Below are 17,131 nucleotides of genomic sequence, written 5' to 3' on the forward strand. Positions count from 1 at the left end.
ATGTCCGAAAGTATGCTTTATCGGGTAAATTGCTTGCTTTATTACTCCACGCGTCGAAGTTGACTTTTGTGGATATAACCCTGAATCGAAACATGATGCCCATACTCGTCTTTTTCTGTGTAAGCCCCCTGGTTGTCATACAAAAGCCAGTCGCCTTTTCTTAAAGACGGGACAATTTGTACATAAGTGCCATTAGGAAGCGTTTTAATGATTTCGGCTTGACCAATCGGTCCTTTGAAATAGTCGATACTACGGACGTTTGCCGATCCGTCCGGGCTGGCGACGACATAATTGTGCACGATAAAGCCTTGGCTTTGATGGACGTAGCCTGTACGGTGCCCGTCTAATTGAATATGAAACCATTTACCCTGTTTACTGAGTATTTTATGTTTTTTGCTTTCATAATCCAGTACGGTCATGATTTTGCTGCGTGTATCAGGAGCGGCACGAACGTTTGCAGAGCCATCGCATTCGGTATAAGGCAAAAAGTAATCAGCAGCTTGGGCTGCAGCCGACGACAGTAAAACCGTTAAAAACAGTGCCATTTTCTTCATGGTTGGTTTTCCTTATATGTTTAGAGTGAGTTTGTTGTGGCGGTAAATTGTGTTGCCGTGCAAGCTTTGACGCTGAATACGTCCGCCTGCTTATCCGAACTTCACTTCTGCCCCGAATACTTCCTGCCACAGTTTTTGCACATTGCCGTAGTGGGTCAGCAATTCGTCCGTCACTTCGGTTTTTTTGGCATCGCGCAGCTTGGTGTTGTGTTGCTGCTGGCGGTAGAAGCGGTAGGCGGTACGGCTTTGTTCGGCGAGGGTTTTGTCGATGAGGCCGCAGTCGGCGGCGATGTTCAGGAGGGCGATGTTGCCGTAGTTGTCGAGGAGTTGCGGATACCGTCGGGCATGGGCAAGTATCAGATATTGGACGATAAATTCGACGTCGACCACGCCGCCGCGCGCGTATTTGACGTTGCTGTCAACCGGCGGATGGGTAGGGAACATTTTTTCACGCATTTCGATGATTTCGCCTGACAAGGCGGTTTGGTCGCGTTCGGCGGTGAGGATTTCGGTGCGGATGCGGTCGAAGGCTGTCTGAATTTCGGGTGTGCCACAGATGAAGCGGGCGCGGGTGAGGGACTGGTGTTCCCACGTCCAGGCGTTTTCGCGCTGGTATTTTTCGAAGGCGGCGATGCTGTGGGCGAGGAAGCCGGCGTCGCCGTTGGGGCGCAGGCGCAGGTCGGTTTCGTAGAGGCTGCCTGCTCCGGTGGCGGCGGAAAGCCAGTTGGTCAGGCGGCGGGCGAGGCGGCTGTACACGTCGCCTGCGTCGGGATGGGGATCGTCGTAGAGGTAGACGAGGTCGAGGTCGGAGGAATAGCTGAGCTCTTTACCGCCGAGTTTGCCGTAGCCGATGATGGCAAATTGCGGCGTGTCGCGGTGTTTTTTGGGCATATCCGCCCACGCGCATGACACGGCGGCGGCGAGGATGGTGTCGGCGAGGGCGGAGAGTTGGTCGGAGAGGGATTCTACCGTCCACAGTCCGGCGAGGTCTTGGACGGCGAGGCGGAAGACTTGGGCGTGCTGGAAGCGGCGCAGGGTGTCCATTTGCGCTTCGGTGTCGCCGCCGCAGGCTTTTAGGTCGTCTGAAAGGGCGGCGGCAAGGGCTTGCCAGTCGAACGCGGTATCCAAAAGCTGGGCGCTGATGAGTTCGTCCAGCAGAATCGGATATTTGCTCAGATACGCCGCCGCCCATGAGCTTTGGCTCATGATTTGTGCTAGGTGCGCCAGGGTTTGCGGATGTTCGTTGAGGAAGGCGAGATAGGCGGAACGGCGGCTGATGTTTTCGAGGAAGTCAAACAGCCGCATCAGCGTATCGGTCGGGTTGGGTTGCTCTGCCGCTGCCTGTACGAACAGCGGCACGATGGCGTCAAAACGCGGCTGGGCGTGGGCGGAAAGGTGGCGGTATTTATGGCCGTGCCGGATTTGGTCGAGCCTTGCGGCGATAGTTTCGGCATCAAACCCGTGTTCTTTCAGACGGCCTAGCCGCTCTTCTTCGTCGGGTTTTTCCTGCCATGCCCACTGCCATTCGCTGTTGCTTTGCGTTTGTTCTTCGGGTTCGCTCAAGATTTCGTTGAACAACTGATTGACCTTGGTGCGGTGAATGTTGAGGCCGTCTGAAAAGGCGGCGTAGCTGTCGAAACCCATGCTTTCGGCGAGCAGTTGTTGCTGTTCGGGCAAGGCAGGCAGGGTTTGGGTTTGCTGGTCGTCCCAGTATTGCAGGCGGTGTTCAACGTCGCGCAGGAAGCGGTAGGCGGCAAGCAGGGTTTCGACGTTTTCAGACGGCATGATGCCCAGCTCGGCAAGTTTCTTCAGCGTTTCCTGCGTGCCTTTCAGTTGCAGCGCGCGCATTTGGCCGCCGCGTATCATCTGGAAAATCTGGGCGATAAATTCGACTTCGCGGATGCCGCCCGCGCCGAGTTTGATGTTGTCCGCCATGCCTTTTTTGCTGACTTCGCTGCGGATTTGGCGGTGCAGGTTGCGCATTGCTTCATACGCGCTGTAATCCAGATATTTGCGGAACACAAAGGGGCGCACCAGCGATTTGATGTCGTTCGGATACGGCGTAACCACGCGACCTTTGCACCACGCGTAGCGTTCCCATTCGCGCCCCTGCGTAATCAGGTATTGCTCCAGCGCGGTTTCGCTCAATACCAGCGCGCCTGAATCGCCGTCCGGCCGCAGCCGCATATCGACGCGGAACACCTGCCCGTCGGCGGTAATGTCGTTCAACAACGCAATCAGTTTCTGCCCAACTTTGGTGAAAAATTCCTGATTGCCCCGTTCGCGCCTGCCGTCGGTGTCGCCCGATTCGGGATAGACGAAAATCAAATCGATGTCGGAAGACACATTCAACTCATAACCGCCCGCCTTACCCATCGCCACCACGCTCAAATGCTGCGGCGATTTCGTATAACGCCCGATCGGCGTACCATACATATCCTGATAATAGGCGTAAGAAAAGTCCAACGCGGTATTGACGGCAAAATCGGCAAACAGCGTAATTGTGCGGGTTACTTCGTTCAAATCGCTGATGCGGTTTATATCGCGCACGATAATCTGCGACACCACATAACGGCGCAACTCGCGCAACTGCCGCGCCAATTCTTCCTCATTTTCTTCCGCGCGGATTTTGTCCCAGTCGGCAAAGGCTTGGAAATCCGCTTCGGTCAACACCTTGTCCAGCATGGGCAGGAAAATTTCCGGCTTGAGTTTGCCGGAATCAAGGTTGCGGGCGAGAAACAGGGAATAACGGCGGGCGGTGTCGAGGCGGTTCATAATCTTTGCCTGAATAAACAGAAAAGACCATCATAGCAAGCTTTCAGGCCGTCTGAAAGCCACGCTTTCCCCTATCCGTGCAATCGGCTAAAATACCAACTTTGCAACCCATCATAAGGAAACCGCCATGACCCGTATGGTTCACTGCGTCAAACTCGGCAAAGAAGCCGAAGGCATGAAATTTCCGCCGCTGCCCAACGAGCTGGGCAAACGCATCTTCGAAAACGTTTCCCAAGAAGCATGGATGGCATGGACCCGCCACCAAACCATGCTCATCAACGAAAACCGCCTAAGCCTTGCCGATCCGCGCGCACGCGAATACCTCGCCCAGCAGATGGAACAATACTTCTTCGGCGACGGCGCAGATGCCGTACAAGGCTACGTTCCGCAAGAGCCTAAATAAGCATTAAACGCCGAGGCCGTCTGAAACCCGATTTTCAGACGGCCTTTAAAATTCCCGATTGCCCCGCATATTAGACAAATAGAACAGATAAATCATACAAACCCATGATTCTCTGTTAAAATCCAAATTTCATTCATTTCAATCCACACTGGAGCAAACGCCATGCAAAACGACGTTTACGACTATACCTCGCAAGGCTCGGTTGCCAAAAATACCGTCCTGCAAAAAACCTACCGCCTGCTCGGCCTGTCTTTCATTCCTGCCATTGCCGGCGCATTCTTTTCCGCCAAAACAGGCTTTAACATTTTCGCCATGTTCGGCTCATACTATGTTGCCCTGGCCGCCTTCTTCGGCTTCTTCTACGGCATGACCTTCCTGATCGAGAAAAACCGTTACAGCAACGTCGGCATCGCCCTGTTGATGATCTTCACTTTCGGCATGGGCCTTGCCATCAGCCCTATGCTGCAATACGCCCTGGCGATTAACAACGGCGCACAAATCGTCGGCACGGCCGCCGCCATGACCGCCGGTGTATTCTTCACCATGTCCGCCATGGCACGCCGCACCACAATGAACATGAACAAACTCGGCAGCTTCCTCGGTGCCGGCGCCATCGTGCTCATGATTGCCGTTGTGGCCAACATCTTCCTCAACATCCCTGCCCTGAGCCTGACCATCGCGGCCGGCTTCGTTGTCTTCAGTTCCCTGATGATTATGTGGCAGGTGCGTACCGTCATCGACGGCGGCGAAGACAGCCACATCAGCGCAGCGCTGACCATCTTCATCTCCATCTACAATATTTTCAGCAGCCTCTTGAGAATCCTCATCTCTCTCAGCGGTGACGACTGATCAAGCCGCAAAGGCCGTCTGAAACTTCAGACGGCCTTTTTGATTTTTGACATCACCGGCAAACTCCCCTATCCTGAACGCCACACAAACCCCATTCCCAACCCAAAATGACCACGACCACTCCGCGCCGTGCCGTGTACGCAGGCAGCTTCGATCCACCCACCCTCGGCCACCTGTGGATGATACAGGAAGCCCAATCCCTCTTTGACGAACTCATCGTCGCCATCGGCACCAATCCCGAAAAGCGCAGCACCTACAGCATAGAAGAACGCCGCGCCATGCTCGATGCCATTACCCACCCCTTCCCCAACGTCCGCATCAGCGTGTTTGAAAACCGCTTTTTGGTCGATTACGCCCGCGAAGCCAAAGCCAATTTCATCGTCCGCGGCATCCGTTCCGCCGCCGACTACGAATACGAACGCTCGATGCGCTACATCAACAGCGACATCGCCCCCGAAATCTCCACCGTTTTCCTGATGCCGCCGCGCGAAATCGCCGAAGTATCCTCCACCATGGTCAAAGGCTTGGTCGGCCCCCAAGGCTGGCGCGACATGATAGGCCGCTACCTCCCCGACCCCGTCTATCAAAAAATCCTGCAAGACCACGAAACAAACACATAAAACAAAGGCCGTCCGAACATTTCAGACGGCCTTCCAAATTTCATTGATTATTGACGGGCAGACATCACCGCCTGCAGGTTTTGTTTTAACGTTTCCATGTCCAACCAACCGGCGTTAATAAACAACATCAAAATCACCGTACCCACGCACAACATGCCGATACCATACAACACATAACCCACTAAAACACGGCCTACCGTCGCATTCCCCATCCACATCAAACCGCGTACCTGCACCACAAACACCCAAGCCTGCCACAACAGCGCAAACACAGCCAACGCCGGCACATACAACACCAGCAACAGCGGCAAGAGCAAAGCCTCGGACACCAAAATAAAGCCCCACAAAGGCAGCCGGGGCGCACCGTAATAATGCAGCACCTTGCGCATCGAGCGGCTCAACACCAACCATTTCACAATCACCAAAATCACCGACAGGCACACCGCCGCCGCGCCGCCGCCAAACAAAGGCGACATGCTGGCCGCGTTCACTACGCCCAACAGCAGCAACACCGCCGCCATCACCAAAGGCGAATACAAATACGTCTCCGGCGAACGATAGCGCAAACGCAAAACATCCCACATATCACGAACAAACACATACAGCATGGCATAAATCCAAAGCAAAAAAGCCGATTGTATCTTAGGCCGTCTGAAAATCAAACCGGCAAACTTAAAAACCGCCAATTAAAACGAAAAATAATTCAATACAAAACAAAATCTTAATTTACCGCCTCAAAAATAAAGCCTACAAACGCTTGCACAAGGCAACGAAATTTGGTTTAATTCACATCTCGCAACGAAACATGCGAAGGCCAGATAGCTCAGTTGGTAGAGCAACGGATTGAAAATCCGTGTGTCGGCGGTTCGATTCCGCCTCTGGCCACCACCAACCGCCTTGAAGCGGTTATTTTTTTATCTATACGATTTGCACGCCATACTTAGCGCAAATCCCATTCCAGACCATGCGTCCCGATTTCCACACAAGGCCGTCTGAAAATTTTCAGACGGCCGTTGTTCATGTTGGCATGGCATAAAAATCCGCTTCACCGCCCCATTCCGACAGAATACGGCGCTTCCATCCAAATCGGCTGAAACCTTCGCGAACATACTGAATATGAATAAAGTTCAAGGCCGGTCGGTTTACTATATAATACCGTCCAAACCAACCATAACTTACTCATTGTAGGGAAGATAATGAAAAAAGTGCTGATCGTGCATTACTCGCAAACGGGGCAGCTCTCCAGCCTGGCGCGAAATTTTGCCGCGCCGTTGCAAACAGCCGGCATACAGGTTGATTGCGTCAGTATCGTCCCGGAGCAGGCGTTTCCGTTTCCGTGGCCGTTTTGGCGTTTTTTCGATACCTTTCCTGAAACCGTCCATTTAAAGCCCGCCCCGATTCTGCCGCCGCACATTCCGTCCGAAGATTACGATGTAGTGGTCATTGCCTACACCGTTTGGTTCCTCTCTCCTTCGCAACCGATGACCGCCTTTTTGCAACGCGAAGAAACGCGCCGCCTGCTGGACGGCAAACCGGTCATCACGCTTATCGGCTGCCGCAATATGTGGCTGGGCGCGCAGGAAAAAATGAAATCTTTGCTGAAACAAAACGGCGCCAAACTCATTGGCAACATCGTAAAAATCGATGCCTGCAACAGCGCGGCCAGTTTCATTACCACGCCCGCATGGATGCTGACCGGCGACAAACGCTATTTCCGCTCCCTGCCCTCCGCCGGCATTGCTGAAGAAGAATTGGCGGATGCGGCGCGGTTTGGGACGAAATTGCGCGATGCGCTGTTAAACCAACAGCCCTTGGACGAAACCCTGTTTCAAAACATGGGCGCAGTGACGGTTAATGAAAAACTGATTTTCAGCGAACGCGCCGCCGGCCGCAGCTTCTTCGTCTGGGGCAGGCTTTTGATGGCGGCAGGCCGTATTTCTCCGTTTTTGCGCCGTGCGCTGCTGTGCTTTTACATCGTCTTTTTATTGGCGATGATTTTGGTGGTTTTGCCTGTCAGCGTGATTTTGAAAAAGCTGCTGCATCCGCTGCTCAAAGGCCGTCTGAAAAAGCTGGCGGATTATTATGGACAACCGTCAGGCAGATAATACTTTTCAGACAGCCTCAAACTAGGAATCCATCATGCCCGAAGTTATCTACTACCCCGAACGCCGTCGCTTTCAAATCGATATTGACGGTTTGGAAGCAGGCTATATCAGCTATACCGAACACAACGGCGGCTGGGACGTAAACCATACCGAGGTCTCGCCCAACTTCCGTCATCGCGGCATTGCCAAACTGCTGGTGGACGCGCTGATGGAATACGCCGAAGCACACCACATCCCGTTGACTGCAAGCTGCGACTACGCGGCGCGGTTTATCGGTTAATTATTTTGACAAACACATCATGACATCGAATAACACACTCAAAGACGTTTATCTCAACCGCGTTTCTGCCTTCTTGCCCAACGCCCCCGTCGGCAATGACGAAATGGAAGCCGTCCTCGGCATGGCAGGCGATGTGCCTTCACGCGTGCGCCGAATGATTTTGCGCTCCAACGGCATTTTGTCGCGCCATTACGCCATCGACCCCGAAAGCCGCCGTACGACGCACACCAATGCCGAGTTGGCCGCCGAAGCGGTCAACGGCCTGATTGCCCAAGGCGTTGCGGCAGAAACCGTCGGCAGCCTGGCCTGCGCCACTTCCTATCCCGACCAAACCATGCCCGGACACGGCGTGATGGTGCATGGCTTGCTGGATATGCCGCCTTGCGAAGTGTTCAGCATGGCAGGCGTATGCGCGGCAGGTATGGCGGCGATGAAACACGCCTACAACGCCGTACGCACCGGCGAACACGCACATGCGGTTTCCGTTGCCTCTGAAAACGCCTCGGCGGTCATGCGCAGCGAAGTGTTCCAAAGTGAAACCGACCATAAAAAACTGGAAAACGCGTCCCCCGAAATCGGGTTTGAAAAAGACTTTTTACGCTGGATGCTGTCTGACGGCGCAGGCGCGGTGTATCTGTCCGACCGCCCCAATTCAGACGGCCTCAGCCTGAAAATCCATTGGATAGACCTGCTTTCCTACGCCAACGAAATGCCGCCCTGTATGTATGCCGGCGCAGAATTCCGCGACGGCGTATTTGAAGGCTGGAAACACGCCGATGCCGATTACGGCCGCCGCCACAGCCTGATGGCGGTCAAACAGGACGTCAAACTGCTGAACGAAAACATCGTCCGCTATACAGTGGAAAAACCCCTCTCCCAAATCGCCGCCAAACACGGCATCCGCGCCGAAGAAATCGATTGGTTCCTACCCCACTACTCTTCCGGCTTTTTCCGCGACCGCCTTTCAGACGGCCTGAAAAACATCGGCTTCGACATTCCGCAGGAAAAATGGTTTACCAATCTGCACAGCAAGGGCAACACGGGTTCGGCCTCGATTTACATCATCCTTGAAGAATTTATGCGCACTTTCCCCATCGAACACGGCCAAAAAATCCTGTGTTACGTTCCGGAAAGCGGACGCTTTTCAACATGTTTCATGCTTTTGGAAGCAGTAAAGGCCGTCTGAATGAAGATTGACGACATCCCTCAAGACAACAGCGCCAGCTACCACGGCCACCGCAAAGTCATCTACGGCACCCGCGACGGCCACTACGAAGCGGCCACCAGCAACGGTTGGCAGGACGAAGCCTACGCCACCGAAATGGCGGTGTGCGAACTCGATGCCCAAACTCAGGCCGCGCGCGAAGCCGTCAAAAAAGGCGAATATTCGCCGCTGTACTACCATATGTTCCGCTGCCGTTATGATGAAACCGGCTTGGCCATGGCGGCAGGCGTATGGAAATGGCAGCTTCGTCGGCATTTCCGTCCCGAAGTATTCGCCAAACTACCGGCCAAAACCCTGCAAAAATACGCCGATGCCTGCCAAATCAGCATAGACGGCCTCAAACAAACCGATATTTAAAGCCCCTCATGATTACCTTGCATTCTCTCGATCAATCCCGCGCCCTGCGCATTGTTTGGCTGCTTGAAATCCTCGGTACGCCCTACCGCCTGCAAACCTACCGCCGCCATCCCGACACTTTGCTCGCCCCTGACGAACTCAAAGCCATCCATCCCTTGGGCAAATCGCCTTTATTGGATGATGACGGCTTTATCTTGGCGGAAAGCGGCGCGATTACCGACTATCTGATTCAAACCTACGGCAACGGCCGTCTGATGCCCGAACGCGGCAGCCGCGAATACTGGCAATATCAACGCTGGCTGCATTATGCCGAAGGTTCGCTGATGCCGTTATTGCTGCTCGGACTGGTGTTCCGCCGAATTGAAAGTGCGCCCATGCCGTTTTTCGTCAAACCGATTGCCCGAAAAATCAGCGGCAGCGTCAAAAGCAGCTTTATCCATCCGCAAGCCACGCTGCATCTTGCCCACATCAACAGCGAGTTGGAAAACCGCGAATGGTTGGTCGGCAACAACCTCAGCGGTGCCGACATCATGATGAGCTATCCACTGCAAGCCGCGGCCGATCGCTTCGACTTTGCCGACTACCCCAATATCCGCGCTTATTTGCAACGCATCGAGGCGCATGAAGCCTACCGCCGCGCCGTTGAAAAAGCAGGTTCGCCTTTATTGAAACTCGACAAATAAAACAAGGCCGTCTGAAACGTTTTCAGACGGCCTGAAACCTTGGTTCACTTATCGAATAGCTTTGCCGTAAACGGCGTTTTTACCAACGCTCCGCCCGAATGCTTTGTTCCCCCTCGCCGTTCCACTATAATGGCAACCCATATCCTTCTAAAAAATAACACCATGCCAACCGACAACCGCCCGACTCTTGCCATCGACACCAGCACATCCTTTCTGTCCATCGCATTGGAACATCAAGGCGAAGTCCGCCTGTTTCATGAAAACGTCGGCACCAAGCAATCCGAACAAATCCTGCCGCAAATCGAACGCCTCTTTAAAGAAGCGGGCATCACGACCGCCGATTTGGGCTGCATTGTCTATGCACAAGGTCCCGGCGCATTTACCGGCCTGCGTATCGGCGCGGCGGTTGCACAAGGTTTGGCCACGCCGTTTGACACGCCCATGATCGGCATTCCCTGCCTCGATGCCGCCGCTTCATTGCTGCCGCCATCAAGCTGTGTACTGGCGGCCACCGATGCGCGTATGAGCGAAGTGTTCTACGCATGGTTTGATACGCAAAACCACGTCCGCTTGAGCGATTACACGGTTGGCAAAGCCGCCGCCATTACCGCGCCCGAAGGCAAAACGCCTACCGGCGGCATCGGCAATGCCTTTGCCCTCGCCGACAAACCGCCTTTTGACGGTCAAGCCGATATGCCGACCGCCGCCGACTATCTTAAACTTGCCCGCAGCGGCCGCTATGTTGCCACCGACGCGGCGCACGCCGAGCTGCTCTACGTCCGCAACAAAATTGCCCTGACCGCGCAAGAGCAAGCCCAACAAAAGGCCAAACCGTGAACCTGCGCCCAGCCGTACTTGCCGACTGCCCCACCCTTGCCGCCATCGACGCACAAGGCAATCCTTCGCCGTGGACGGCGCAGCAGTTTGAATCGGCGGTTCAACACCATCCCGACAGCGTTTGGCTCAGTCAGACCGACCACCAAATTACCGGCTTTATCGTGTGGCAAACCGTGTTTGACGAATCCGAACTGCACCTGATTGCCGTCGCGCCCGAATACCGCCGCCAAGGCATTGCGTCCGCCCTGCTGCAACACTGGCAAAACGCAGTGCAACAGCAAGGCGTAACCCGATTGCTGCTCGAAGTCCGCGCAAGCAATGAAACCGCGCAGCAGCTCTACCGCAAACACGGCTTCCAAACTTGCGGCCGCCGCAAAAACTACTACGCCCTGCCCGACGGTGGCAGCGAAGATGCCGTATTGATGGAGAAATCATGTTAAGCAGCCGCTACCTGCACCTGCACGAAGCCTTGGGTTTGGGCCCGATGTGGCTGAACCGAAACGCCAAAATCATCCATGCCGCGCCTCAAGCCGCAGCATTAGCCGCGCCCGTCCGCTCCAAAACCATTGCCGCCGATACCGCGCAAGCCGTGCGTACTTTATCCGCAGGCGCCCATCAGGCACGCACCGCCGCCATTGCCACTGCGCAAACGGCCAAACCGGCTGTCCGCGTTCCCGAAGCGGCACCCAAAGCCATTGCCGAAATACCGACAAAAACAGAAAAAGCCGCGCATTCAGACAATCTGCCCCGTCTTGACGTAACCATCAGGCCGTCTGAAATCATGGTGGTCAGCATTTGCCCATCCACCGAAGACAGCCTGCACGGTACGCTGTTTAGCGGCGACGTCGGCACGCTTCTCGACAACATCCTAGCCGCTATCGGTCTCAAGCCCGAGCAGGCGCACAAAACCGCATGGGTCAAAACCACGCCCGTGTTCACCGCCCTGCCCGATGCCGAACACATCCGCGCCGAGCTTGCCGAAATGCAAAACGAGCTGACCGCCTCGCAAGCGCGCGCAGTATTGTTTCTCGGCAAAATCTTCGACAGCCCCGACATGATCGGGTTGATGAACGAATTGTGCGCAGAGCGGCCGCATTTCGTCATTCCCCACCCCGCCCGCCTGCTGATGCAGCCGCAACTTAAAGCGCAAGCATGGCAAATCTTAAAGCCATTGAAACAGCTTTTGGCCAAGGCCGTCTGAACATTCTGTTCAACCTGAAATCAGGTTTTCCACCAATAAAAAAGGGCGTGTTCGACACGCCCTAATGTGTATCAATATTCCGCCGAATGCCAAAAAGGCTGACCCACCGTCGGCGTACTGGCGCGCGCTTTCTCACGCGCCTCCACAGGTTCCGCCTCATAGGCCAGACGGCCCGACTCAACCGCAAGCGCAAAAGCGCGTGCCATATTGACCGGATCGCCGCTGCGGGAAACGGCGGTATTCAGCAACACGCCGTCAAAGCCCCATTCCATCACTTGTGCCGCCTGCGAAGGCAAACCCAAACCGGCATCAATAATCAACGGCGTGTCGGGCAGGCGTTCGCGCAGGACTTTCAGCGCATAAGCATGAACCGCGCCCAGACCCGTGCCAATCGGTGCCGCCCACGGCATCAACGCCTGACAACCCACGTCAAGCAGGCGGCGGCAGGCAATCAGGTCTTCGGTGCAATAAGGCAGTACTTTGAAGCCGTCTTTAATCAGAATTTCCGCCGCTTCGACAAGCTGGAACACATCGGGCTGCAACGTGTCATCATCGCCGATAAGTTCTAGCTTGATCCAGTCGGTATCAAACACTTCGCGCGCCATTTGCGCAGTGGTCACGGCTTCTTGCACGCTTTGACAGCCTGCGGTATTGGGCAACACAGGCACGCCCATTTCTTCCAACAATGACCAAAAACCCTGCCCGTGCGCTTCGCCGCCGCTACCGGCACGGCGCAATGAAACGGTAATCATCGCCGGTCGCGCGATTTGGACAGACTGCTTGAGGATTTCCGGCGTCGGATAAGCAGCCGTACCGAGCAGCAGCCGTGAAGGGAAAGTTTCTCCGTATAGGGTAAACATGATGAATTCCTTTGTATTGTTTTTTAGATTTTAAGCATGGGGCAATCGGGCAACCCTGCCCGATATTCAAACAGGCAAAAGTCGGGCGCAAATACCCGACCTGTTGATTGCAAATCGCTTATCCGCCGACCACAGGGCGCACAATGTCCACTTTGTCGTTTTCGTTTAAAACCGTTTCCGCATACGCGCCTTTGGCGACAAACTGGGTATTGACGGCAACGGCAAACGGTTTCTGCGGCGCGGTTTGGGCGATAAGGTCGGCAACGGTTGTGCCGTTTAATGTGATGGCTTCATTGTTTAATATAATCTTCATAATGCTGCTCCTCTTGTCAGACTTCTTATTTTCAGACGGCCTTATTCATCCCACAAAGCCTGAAACGCTTTAACCACGGCTTCGGGATTTTCCGCTTCGGTAACGGCGCGGACGACGGCGAGGGAGGAAACGCCGGTGGCAAGTACATCTTCAGCGTTGTTCAAATCGATGCCGCCGATGGCGACGACGGGTATGCCGCGAGCCTGTTTCACATATTCGCGCAGTTTCTCCAAGCCTTGCGGGGCGGTGGGCATTTGTTTGGTCGTGGTCGGAAAAATCGCGCCGCTGGCGACGTAGCTAGGTTGTACGGACAAGGCGCGATCGAGTTCGGCAACAGAGTGCGTACTCAAGCCCAAGCGCAAACCGGCAGCTTCAATCGCGGCTAGGTCGGCAGTGTCCATGTCTTCCTGCCCGAGATGCACGCCGTATGCACCTGCGGCAATCGCTTCGAGCCAGTGGTCGTTGATGAAAAGCTGGGTTGCACTGTTTTGACAGGCTACGACGCAACGTTCGATTTCGCGTTTCAACTCGTCGCCATGCAGGATTTTACAGCGCAGTTGCACCGTGTCGGCACCTGCTTTGACCATGCGCTCGACCCAGTCAGCAGTGGGAACAACGGCGTAAAATTTCAGGGGAGATTTGAGTGGCGGGAAGGTCATAACGGCTCCGAAAGGAATAATTCGTTGTTATATTATCAGAAAAGGCCGTCTGAATAATATTTGTTTTCAGACGGCCTGATTGAAAAAATGAATATTGCCCTATTCGGCTTTGGCTTTATAAAAATATGAACATACTGATGGGTTATCAAAATGAGTGCCATATTGGCGCCCCACATTCGGAGACCCAACCCATGAAAAAAATTTCTCTTGTTAGCCGCCCTTCCCTTACTGTTTACCACTTATTCAAATGCCGCCACGCCTAAAGCGGAAGCTTCAAAACCAGCTTCGGCACACAAACAAACCAAGCAGCGTTTTTCCGGCAAAATCACCGGCTATCAAACCGCCGAGCATTTGTTCTCCGTACGCAAGGGCGACCGCCTGCGCATCAGTAAAACCGGCAGCCCTAACGCCTATTTCAACGTATGGGCACCCAAAGACGATGAAGCCGTATTTAACGGTTCGGCACAAGGCGATAAATTTGACGGTATCGCTACCCAATCGGGCAAATATAAAGTGCAGGTCTATATGATGCGCGCCCAAGCCCGCCGTAACACTACTGCCCATTACGCCGTAAACGTCATCAAAAACTAAGGGGCTGACGTAGATTAGCCCTAAATTCCACACCAATCTCGCAGGATTTTAAGCTGTTGAGACGGTGTGCCGAAGTTAAATCGAAATTCGCATTCTTTCAAGAACAGCGGGAAAGATTTGCGATCGATTCCGTTGTATTTTCGCAAGAAACGTTTTGCCTGATTCCAAAAATTCTCAATGCCGTTAATGTGGTTCTGACGGTCGACAAATTCCTTGGAATGGTTGATGCGGTAATGGATAAAACCGCTCACGTCCAACTTATCATAGCTGCTCAGGCTATCCGTGTAAACAATGCTGTCCGGCATGATTTTCTTTTTGATGACAGGGAATAACGTTTCAGACTTGGCATTATCCACCACAACGGTATAGACCCGTCCGTTGCGTTTCAGAATGCCGAAGACAACCACTTTTCCTGCCGCACCTCGACCACGTCTGCCTTTACGCTGTCCGCCGAAATAGCTTTCGTCCAGCTCGACAGAGCCCTCGAAAACCTCATCGGCAGCCAAGGCCAAATGATGGATGATGACATACATATTTTGCGGTAGAATAGAGTTATTTATCCTGCGACTAGGTAGAAGGCGCGGAAAGTCCGGCAGAACTGGTCAGCCTGATTGAAAGCGGCGACTACGAAGCCCTGCTTGCCGAAGATTCGGACGAACATGGCCAAGGCCACGAACATCATTGCGGCTGCGGCTGTTCCCTCGGCTGAGTCAGCCTGCCCATATTATCTACCGCCTCGATTTTCATATTAAAAGGAGACTTACCAGCATGATAAGCAAAGCAAAATTCAATACCGTTGTCGGCAGCATAGGAGCGGCAATAGGTATTTTCGTATTTGTCGCCTATATCCCCCAAATTATCGCCAATATGCAAGGGGCAAAGGCGCAGCCGTGGCAACCCCTGTTTGCAGCAGTATCCTGTCTGATTTGGGTTTTGTACGGTTGGAGCAAAGAACCCCGGAAAGACTGGATTCTGATTATACCCAACGCAGTCGGCGTGATATTGGGATTTCTGACTTTTCTGACTTCGCTTTAAACAAGGGGCTAATCTACGTCAGCCCCAAAACTAAACGCCCTCATGATGTAAAGCTTTAAAAAACAGCAAAGGCCGTCTGAAAATTGAAATTTCAGACGGCCTTTTAAACGGTTTGAAAAGGACGTATCGAACACGTCTTTTTTTTCCTATTACAACAGGAACATGGTTGCTAATCCCAAGAAAATCAGGAAGCCGCCGGAGTCGGTAACTGCGGTAATCAGCACCGAGCTGCCCAATGCGGGGTCGCGTCCAGCTTTTTCCATAATGACGGGAATGAGGACACCGACGGTTGCGGCCAGCAAAAGGTTCAAGGTCATCGCGGCCACCATGACCAAACCGATGCCGATGTTGCCGTAGAGGAGCCATGAAATCACGCCCATTACCGTACCCCAAATAATGCCGTTGACGAGGGCGACGCCGACTTCTTTTTTCAGCAGGCGGCCTGCCTGCGTGCTGGTCATTTGTCCCATCGCCATGGCGCGGACGATCATGGTGATGGTTTGGTTGCCGGAGTTGCCGCCGATGCCGGCGACGATGGGCATCAACGCGGCCAGTGCGACGATTTTCTCGATACTGCCTTCAAATGCGCCAATCACGCGGCTGGCGATAAAAGCGGTACACAGGTTGATGGCAAGCCACATCCAGCGGTTTTTCACCGAGTCCCAAATCGGGGCGAACAAGTCCTCTTCTTCTTGCAAACCAGCCATGTTAAACATGTCGGCTTCGGATTCTTCACGGATCACGTCCACCATTTCGTCAATGGTGATCCTGCCGATCAGCTTTTTGTTTTCATCGACAACCGGCGCGGTGACCAAGTCATAACGTTCAAACGCCTGCGCCGCTTCTTCCACGTCGTCTTCGGGACGAAAGCGCACGACATCGGTGGCCATTACGTCCGCCACCATGTCTTCGGGGTCGGCAACCAAGAGTTTACGGATGGGCAGAACGCCTTGCAACACGTCGTTTTCATCGACCACGAAAATCTTGTCGGTATGGTCGGGCAGGCTGTCGAAACGGCGCAAGTAGCGCAATACGACTTCACACGCCACATCGGCGCGGATGCTGACCAATTCAAAGTCCATAATCGCGCCGACTTGGTTGTCTTCGTAAGACATCGCCGCTTTGACCTGCTCGCGTTCTTCTTCATCACGCGTTTGCAGCGCTTCGTACACCACTTGGTGCGGCAGGTCGTCTGCCAGCTCTGCCAATTCGTCTGCGTCCAAATCATCGACGGCGGCCAACAGCTCGTCTTTGTCCATGGACTCGATCAGCGTTTCGCGTACGGCGTCGGATACTTCCAGCAACACTTCGCCGTCGTCTTCCGGGGCAACCAAAAGCCAGACGATGTTACGCTCGCGCGGCGGCAGGGATTCCAAGACGGCGGCCACGTCGGCAGGGTGCAGCTCGGCCAAGAGGACGGTCAGCTCGGTGAACTTGTCGCGCAGGCTTTCGTCTTCAATCGGCACGCCTGCTTCGATTTGTTCGAAGGACGGCTCGAGGATTTCACATAAGGCGTGGATGCGGTCGATATCGTCAGAGATGCGATCGTCAGAAATGCGGTCTTCCACCGCTTCATTGTCGGGGGTATGGTCGAGATTCGGAGGGGTTTGTTCGATGCTCATAAATGCTCCGCCCGCCGGACGCGGGGAGGCATTTCGGCGGGATGATTATGGTTGTTGTGTGTCTGATGGGAAGTTCAAAGGCGAACTGGGAAGGTCCATAATTCGAGCCTGCTGAGAGGCGCAGAGTTGTAAACGGTGCATATTCTACTCTTTTTTAGGCCG

General features: G+C 54.0%; 20 protein-coding genes, 1 tRNA gene and 1 pseudogene. 14 read left to right on the forward strand and 8 right to left on the reverse strand.

Translation table 11 applies throughout. The annotated features are described in order from the left end of the window. Positions 1-41 precede the first annotated feature (41 nt). Together ACTHRY_RS00750 and glnE are read right to left on the reverse strand one after the other, a co-directional pair. The gene (locus ACTHRY_RS00750) at positions 42-554 is read right to left on the reverse strand and encodes an SH3 domain-containing protein (RefSeq protein ID WP_049323718.1); all 513 of its coding nucleotides are present in this window, start codon (positions 552-554) and stop codon (positions 42-44) included. A gap of 90 nt (positions 555-644) precedes the next feature. Beyond that, entirely contained in the window at positions 645-3,329 is a 2,685-nt protein-coding gene (glnE, locus tag ACTHRY_RS00755; protein ID WP_049323717.1) for a bifunctional [glutamate--ammonia ligase]-adenylyl-L-tyrosine phosphorylase/[glutamate--ammonia-ligase] adenylyltransferase, read from the reverse strand. Positions 3,330-3,456: 127 nt separating this feature from the next. Between glnE and ACTHRY_RS00760 the strand changes: the two genes are divergently transcribed. The 3 genes from ACTHRY_RS00760 (at position 3,457) to coaD (ending at position 5,201) form a co-directional block, all read left to right on the forward strand. Further along, positions 3,457-3,732: an oxidative damage protection protein gene (locus tag ACTHRY_RS00760; protein WP_003682648.1), complete on the forward strand. Its 276-nt coding sequence runs from the start codon at positions 3,457-3,459 to the stop codon at positions 3,730-3,732. Between the two features lie 162 nt (positions 3,733-3,894). Then, on the forward strand, positions 3,895-4,581 hold the full coding sequence (locus ACTHRY_RS00765; RefSeq protein ID WP_049323716.1) for a Bax inhibitor-1 family protein: 687 nt from the start codon (positions 3,895-3,897) through the stop codon (positions 4,579-4,581). Between the two features lie 107 nt (positions 4,582-4,688). Next, positions 4,689-5,201, forward strand: a complete 513-nt coding sequence (gene coaD / locus ACTHRY_RS00770) for a pantetheine-phosphate adenylyltransferase (RefSeq protein ID WP_049323715.1) — start codon at positions 4,689-4,691, stop codon at positions 5,199-5,201. A gap of 47 nt (positions 5,202-5,248) precedes the next feature. On the opposite strand, the gene ACTHRY_RS00775 is transcribed toward coaD, so the two are convergent. After that, a complete protein-coding gene (locus tag ACTHRY_RS00775; protein ID WP_049360232.1) occupies positions 5,249-5,809 on the reverse strand; it encodes a hypothetical protein in 561 nt (186 codons plus the stop codon). A gap of 204 nt (positions 5,810-6,013) precedes the next feature. Between ACTHRY_RS00775 and ACTHRY_RS00780 the strand changes: the two genes are divergently transcribed. The 9 genes from ACTHRY_RS00780 (at position 6,014) to ACTHRY_RS00820 (ending at position 11,889) form a co-directional block, all read left to right on the forward strand. Continuing rightward, positions 6,014-6,089, forward strand: a tRNA-Phe gene (locus ACTHRY_RS00780). A gap of 308 nt (positions 6,090-6,397) precedes the next feature. Then, entirely contained in the window at positions 6,398-7,306 is a 909-nt protein-coding gene (locus ACTHRY_RS00785; protein ID WP_049323713.1) for a hypothetical protein, read from the forward strand. A gap of 34 nt (positions 7,307-7,340) precedes the next feature. Beyond that, on the forward strand, positions 7,341-7,586 hold the full coding sequence (locus ACTHRY_RS00790; protein WP_049323712.1) for a GNAT family N-acetyltransferase: 246 nt from the start codon (positions 7,341-7,343) through the stop codon (positions 7,584-7,586). A 19-nt stretch (positions 7,587-7,605) separates the two neighbouring features. Beyond that, positions 7,606-8,772 (forward strand): beta-ketoacyl-ACP synthase III, encoded by a 1,167-nt coding sequence (locus ACTHRY_RS00795; protein WP_440373964.1) that lies wholly within the window; start codon positions 7,606-7,608, stop codon positions 8,770-8,772. After that, a complete protein-coding gene (locus ACTHRY_RS00800) occupies positions 8,773-9,168 on the forward strand; it encodes a hypothetical protein (protein WP_049323710.1) in 396 nt (131 codons plus the stop codon). It begins immediately after the preceding gene. A gap of 8 nt (positions 9,169-9,176) precedes the next feature. Next, positions 9,177-9,851, forward strand: a complete 675-nt coding sequence (locus tag ACTHRY_RS00805; RefSeq protein ID WP_049323709.1) for a glutathione S-transferase — start codon at positions 9,177-9,179, stop codon at positions 9,849-9,851. Positions 9,852-10,013: 162 nt separating this feature from the next. After that, the gene (gene tsaB / locus ACTHRY_RS00810; protein WP_049323708.1) at positions 10,014-10,688 is read left to right on the forward strand and encodes a tRNA (adenosine(37)-N6)-threonylcarbamoyltransferase complex dimerization subunit type 1 TsaB; all 675 of its coding nucleotides are present in this window, start codon (positions 10,014-10,016) and stop codon (positions 10,686-10,688) included. Next, on the forward strand, positions 10,685-11,128 hold the full coding sequence (gene rimI, locus ACTHRY_RS00815) for a ribosomal protein S18-alanine N-acetyltransferase (RefSeq protein ID WP_049323707.1): 444 nt from the start codon (positions 10,685-10,687) through the stop codon (positions 11,126-11,128). The genes tsaB and rimI overlap by 4 nt, the downstream gene beginning before the upstream one ends. Then, entirely contained in the window at positions 11,122-11,889 is a 768-nt protein-coding gene (locus ACTHRY_RS00820; RefSeq protein ID WP_440373965.1) for a uracil-DNA glycosylase family protein, read from the forward strand. Before rimI ends, ACTHRY_RS00820 begins: the two co-directional genes overlap by 7 nt. Before the next feature lie 71 nt (positions 11,890-11,960). On the opposite strand, the gene ACTHRY_RS00825 is transcribed toward ACTHRY_RS00820, so the two are convergent. From ACTHRY_RS00825 to thiE, 3 genes are all read right to left on the reverse strand, one after another. Then, positions 11,961-12,749 carry a thiazole synthase gene (locus tag ACTHRY_RS00825; protein ID WP_440373966.1) on the reverse strand — a complete coding sequence of 263 codons (789 nt, stop codon included), beginning with the start codon at positions 12,747-12,749 and terminating at the stop codon, positions 11,961-11,963. A 118-nt stretch (positions 12,750-12,867) separates the two neighbouring features. Next, entirely contained in the window at positions 12,868-13,062 is a 195-nt protein-coding gene (thiS, locus tag ACTHRY_RS00830; RefSeq protein WP_004518965.1) for a sulfur carrier protein ThiS, read from the reverse strand. A 41-nt stretch (positions 13,063-13,103) separates the two neighbouring features. Next, entirely contained in the window at positions 13,104-13,721 is a 618-nt protein-coding gene (gene thiE, locus ACTHRY_RS00835) for a thiamine phosphate synthase (protein WP_440373967.1), read from the reverse strand. A gap of 207 nt (positions 13,722-13,928) precedes the next feature. Between thiE and ACTHRY_RS00840 the strand changes: the two genes are divergently transcribed. Then, on the forward strand, positions 13,929-14,312 hold the full coding sequence (locus tag ACTHRY_RS00840) for a hypothetical protein (protein WP_004518967.1): 384 nt from the start codon (positions 13,929-13,931) through the stop codon (positions 14,310-14,312). Between the two features lie 20 nt (positions 14,313-14,332). Here the strand turns inward: ACTHRY_RS00840 and ACTHRY_RS00845 are convergent. Further along, positions 14,333-14,862 (reverse strand): annotated as a pseudogene (locus ACTHRY_RS00845) (IS1595 family transposase); the annotation flags it as partial. Positions 14,863-15,080: 218 nt separating this feature from the next. On the opposite strand from ACTHRY_RS00845, the gene ACTHRY_RS00850 reads away from it, so the two are divergent. Continuing rightward, positions 15,081-15,347 carry a SemiSWEET family transporter gene (locus tag ACTHRY_RS00850; RefSeq protein ID WP_004518970.1) on the forward strand — a complete coding sequence of 89 codons (267 nt, stop codon included), beginning with the start codon at positions 15,081-15,083 and terminating at the stop codon, positions 15,345-15,347. Positions 15,348-15,496: 149 nt separating this feature from the next. On the opposite strand, the gene mgtE is transcribed toward ACTHRY_RS00850, so the two are convergent. Further along, a complete protein-coding gene (mgtE, locus tag ACTHRY_RS00855; RefSeq protein ID WP_440373968.1) occupies positions 15,497-16,969 on the reverse strand; it encodes a magnesium transporter in 1,473 nt (490 codons plus the stop codon). Between the last annotated feature and the right edge of the window lie 162 nt (positions 16,970-17,131).

The organism is Neisseria sp. P0004.S004, assembly GCF_051963335.1.
GTDB lineage: Bacteria > Pseudomonadota > Gammaproteobacteria > Burkholderiales > Neisseriaceae > Neisseria.

Bases quoted from the DNA above. Each gene is read 5' to 3' on its own strand.
- ACTHRY_RS00750 (WP_049323718.1), bottom strand. From the start codon at position 554: ATGAAGAAAATGGCACTGTTTTTAACGGTTTTACTGTCGTCGGCTGCA.
- glnE (WP_049323717.1), bottom strand. From the start codon at position 3,329: ATGAACCGCCTCGACACCGCCCGCCGTTATTCCCTGTTTCTCGCCCGC.
- ACTHRY_RS00760 (WP_003682648.1), top strand. From the start codon at position 3,457: ATGACCCGTATGGTTCACTGCGTCAAACTCGGCAAAGAAGCCGAAGGC.
- ACTHRY_RS00765 (WP_049323716.1), top strand. From the start codon at position 3,895: ATGCAAAACGACGTTTACGACTATACCTCGCAAGGCTCGGTTGCCAAA.
- coaD (WP_049323715.1), top strand. From the start codon at position 4,689: ATGACCACGACCACTCCGCGCCGTGCCGTGTACGCAGGCAGCTTCGAT.
- ACTHRY_RS00775 (WP_049360232.1), bottom strand. From the start codon at position 5,809: ATGCTGTATGTGTTTGTTCGTGATATGTGGGATGTTTTGCGTTTGCGC.
- ACTHRY_RS00785 (WP_049323713.1), top strand. From the start codon at position 6,398: ATGAAAAAAGTGCTGATCGTGCATTACTCGCAAACGGGGCAGCTCTCC.
- ACTHRY_RS00790 (WP_049323712.1), top strand. From the start codon at position 7,341: ATGCCCGAAGTTATCTACTACCCCGAACGCCGTCGCTTTCAAATCGAT.
- ACTHRY_RS00795 (WP_440373964.1), top strand. From the start codon at position 7,606: ATGACATCGAATAACACACTCAAAGACGTTTATCTCAACCGCGTTTCT.
- ACTHRY_RS00800 (WP_049323710.1), top strand. From the start codon at position 8,773: ATGAAGATTGACGACATCCCTCAAGACAACAGCGCCAGCTACCACGGC.
- ACTHRY_RS00805 (WP_049323709.1), top strand. From the start codon at position 9,177: ATGATTACCTTGCATTCTCTCGATCAATCCCGCGCCCTGCGCATTGTT.
- tsaB (WP_049323708.1), top strand. From the start codon at position 10,014: ATGCCAACCGACAACCGCCCGACTCTTGCCATCGACACCAGCACATCC.
- ACTHRY_RS00820 (WP_440373965.1), top strand. From the start codon at position 11,122: ATGTTAAGCAGCCGCTACCTGCACCTGCACGAAGCCTTGGGTTTGGGC.
- ACTHRY_RS00825 (WP_440373966.1), bottom strand. From the start codon at position 12,749: ATGTTTACCCTATACGGAGAAACTTTCCCTTCACGGCTGCTGCTCGGT.
- thiS (WP_004518965.1), bottom strand. From the start codon at position 13,062: ATGAAGATTATATTAAACAATGAAGCCATCACATTAAACGGCACAACC.
- thiE (WP_440373967.1), bottom strand. From the start codon at position 13,721: ATGACCTTCCCGCCACTCAAATCTCCCCTGAAATTTTACGCCGTTGTT.
- ACTHRY_RS00850 (WP_004518970.1), top strand. From the start codon at position 15,081: ATGATAAGCAAAGCAAAATTCAATACCGTTGTCGGCAGCATAGGAGCG.
- mgtE (WP_440373968.1), bottom strand. From the start codon at position 16,969: ATGAGCATCGAACAAACCCCTCCGAATCTCGACCATACCCCCGACAAT.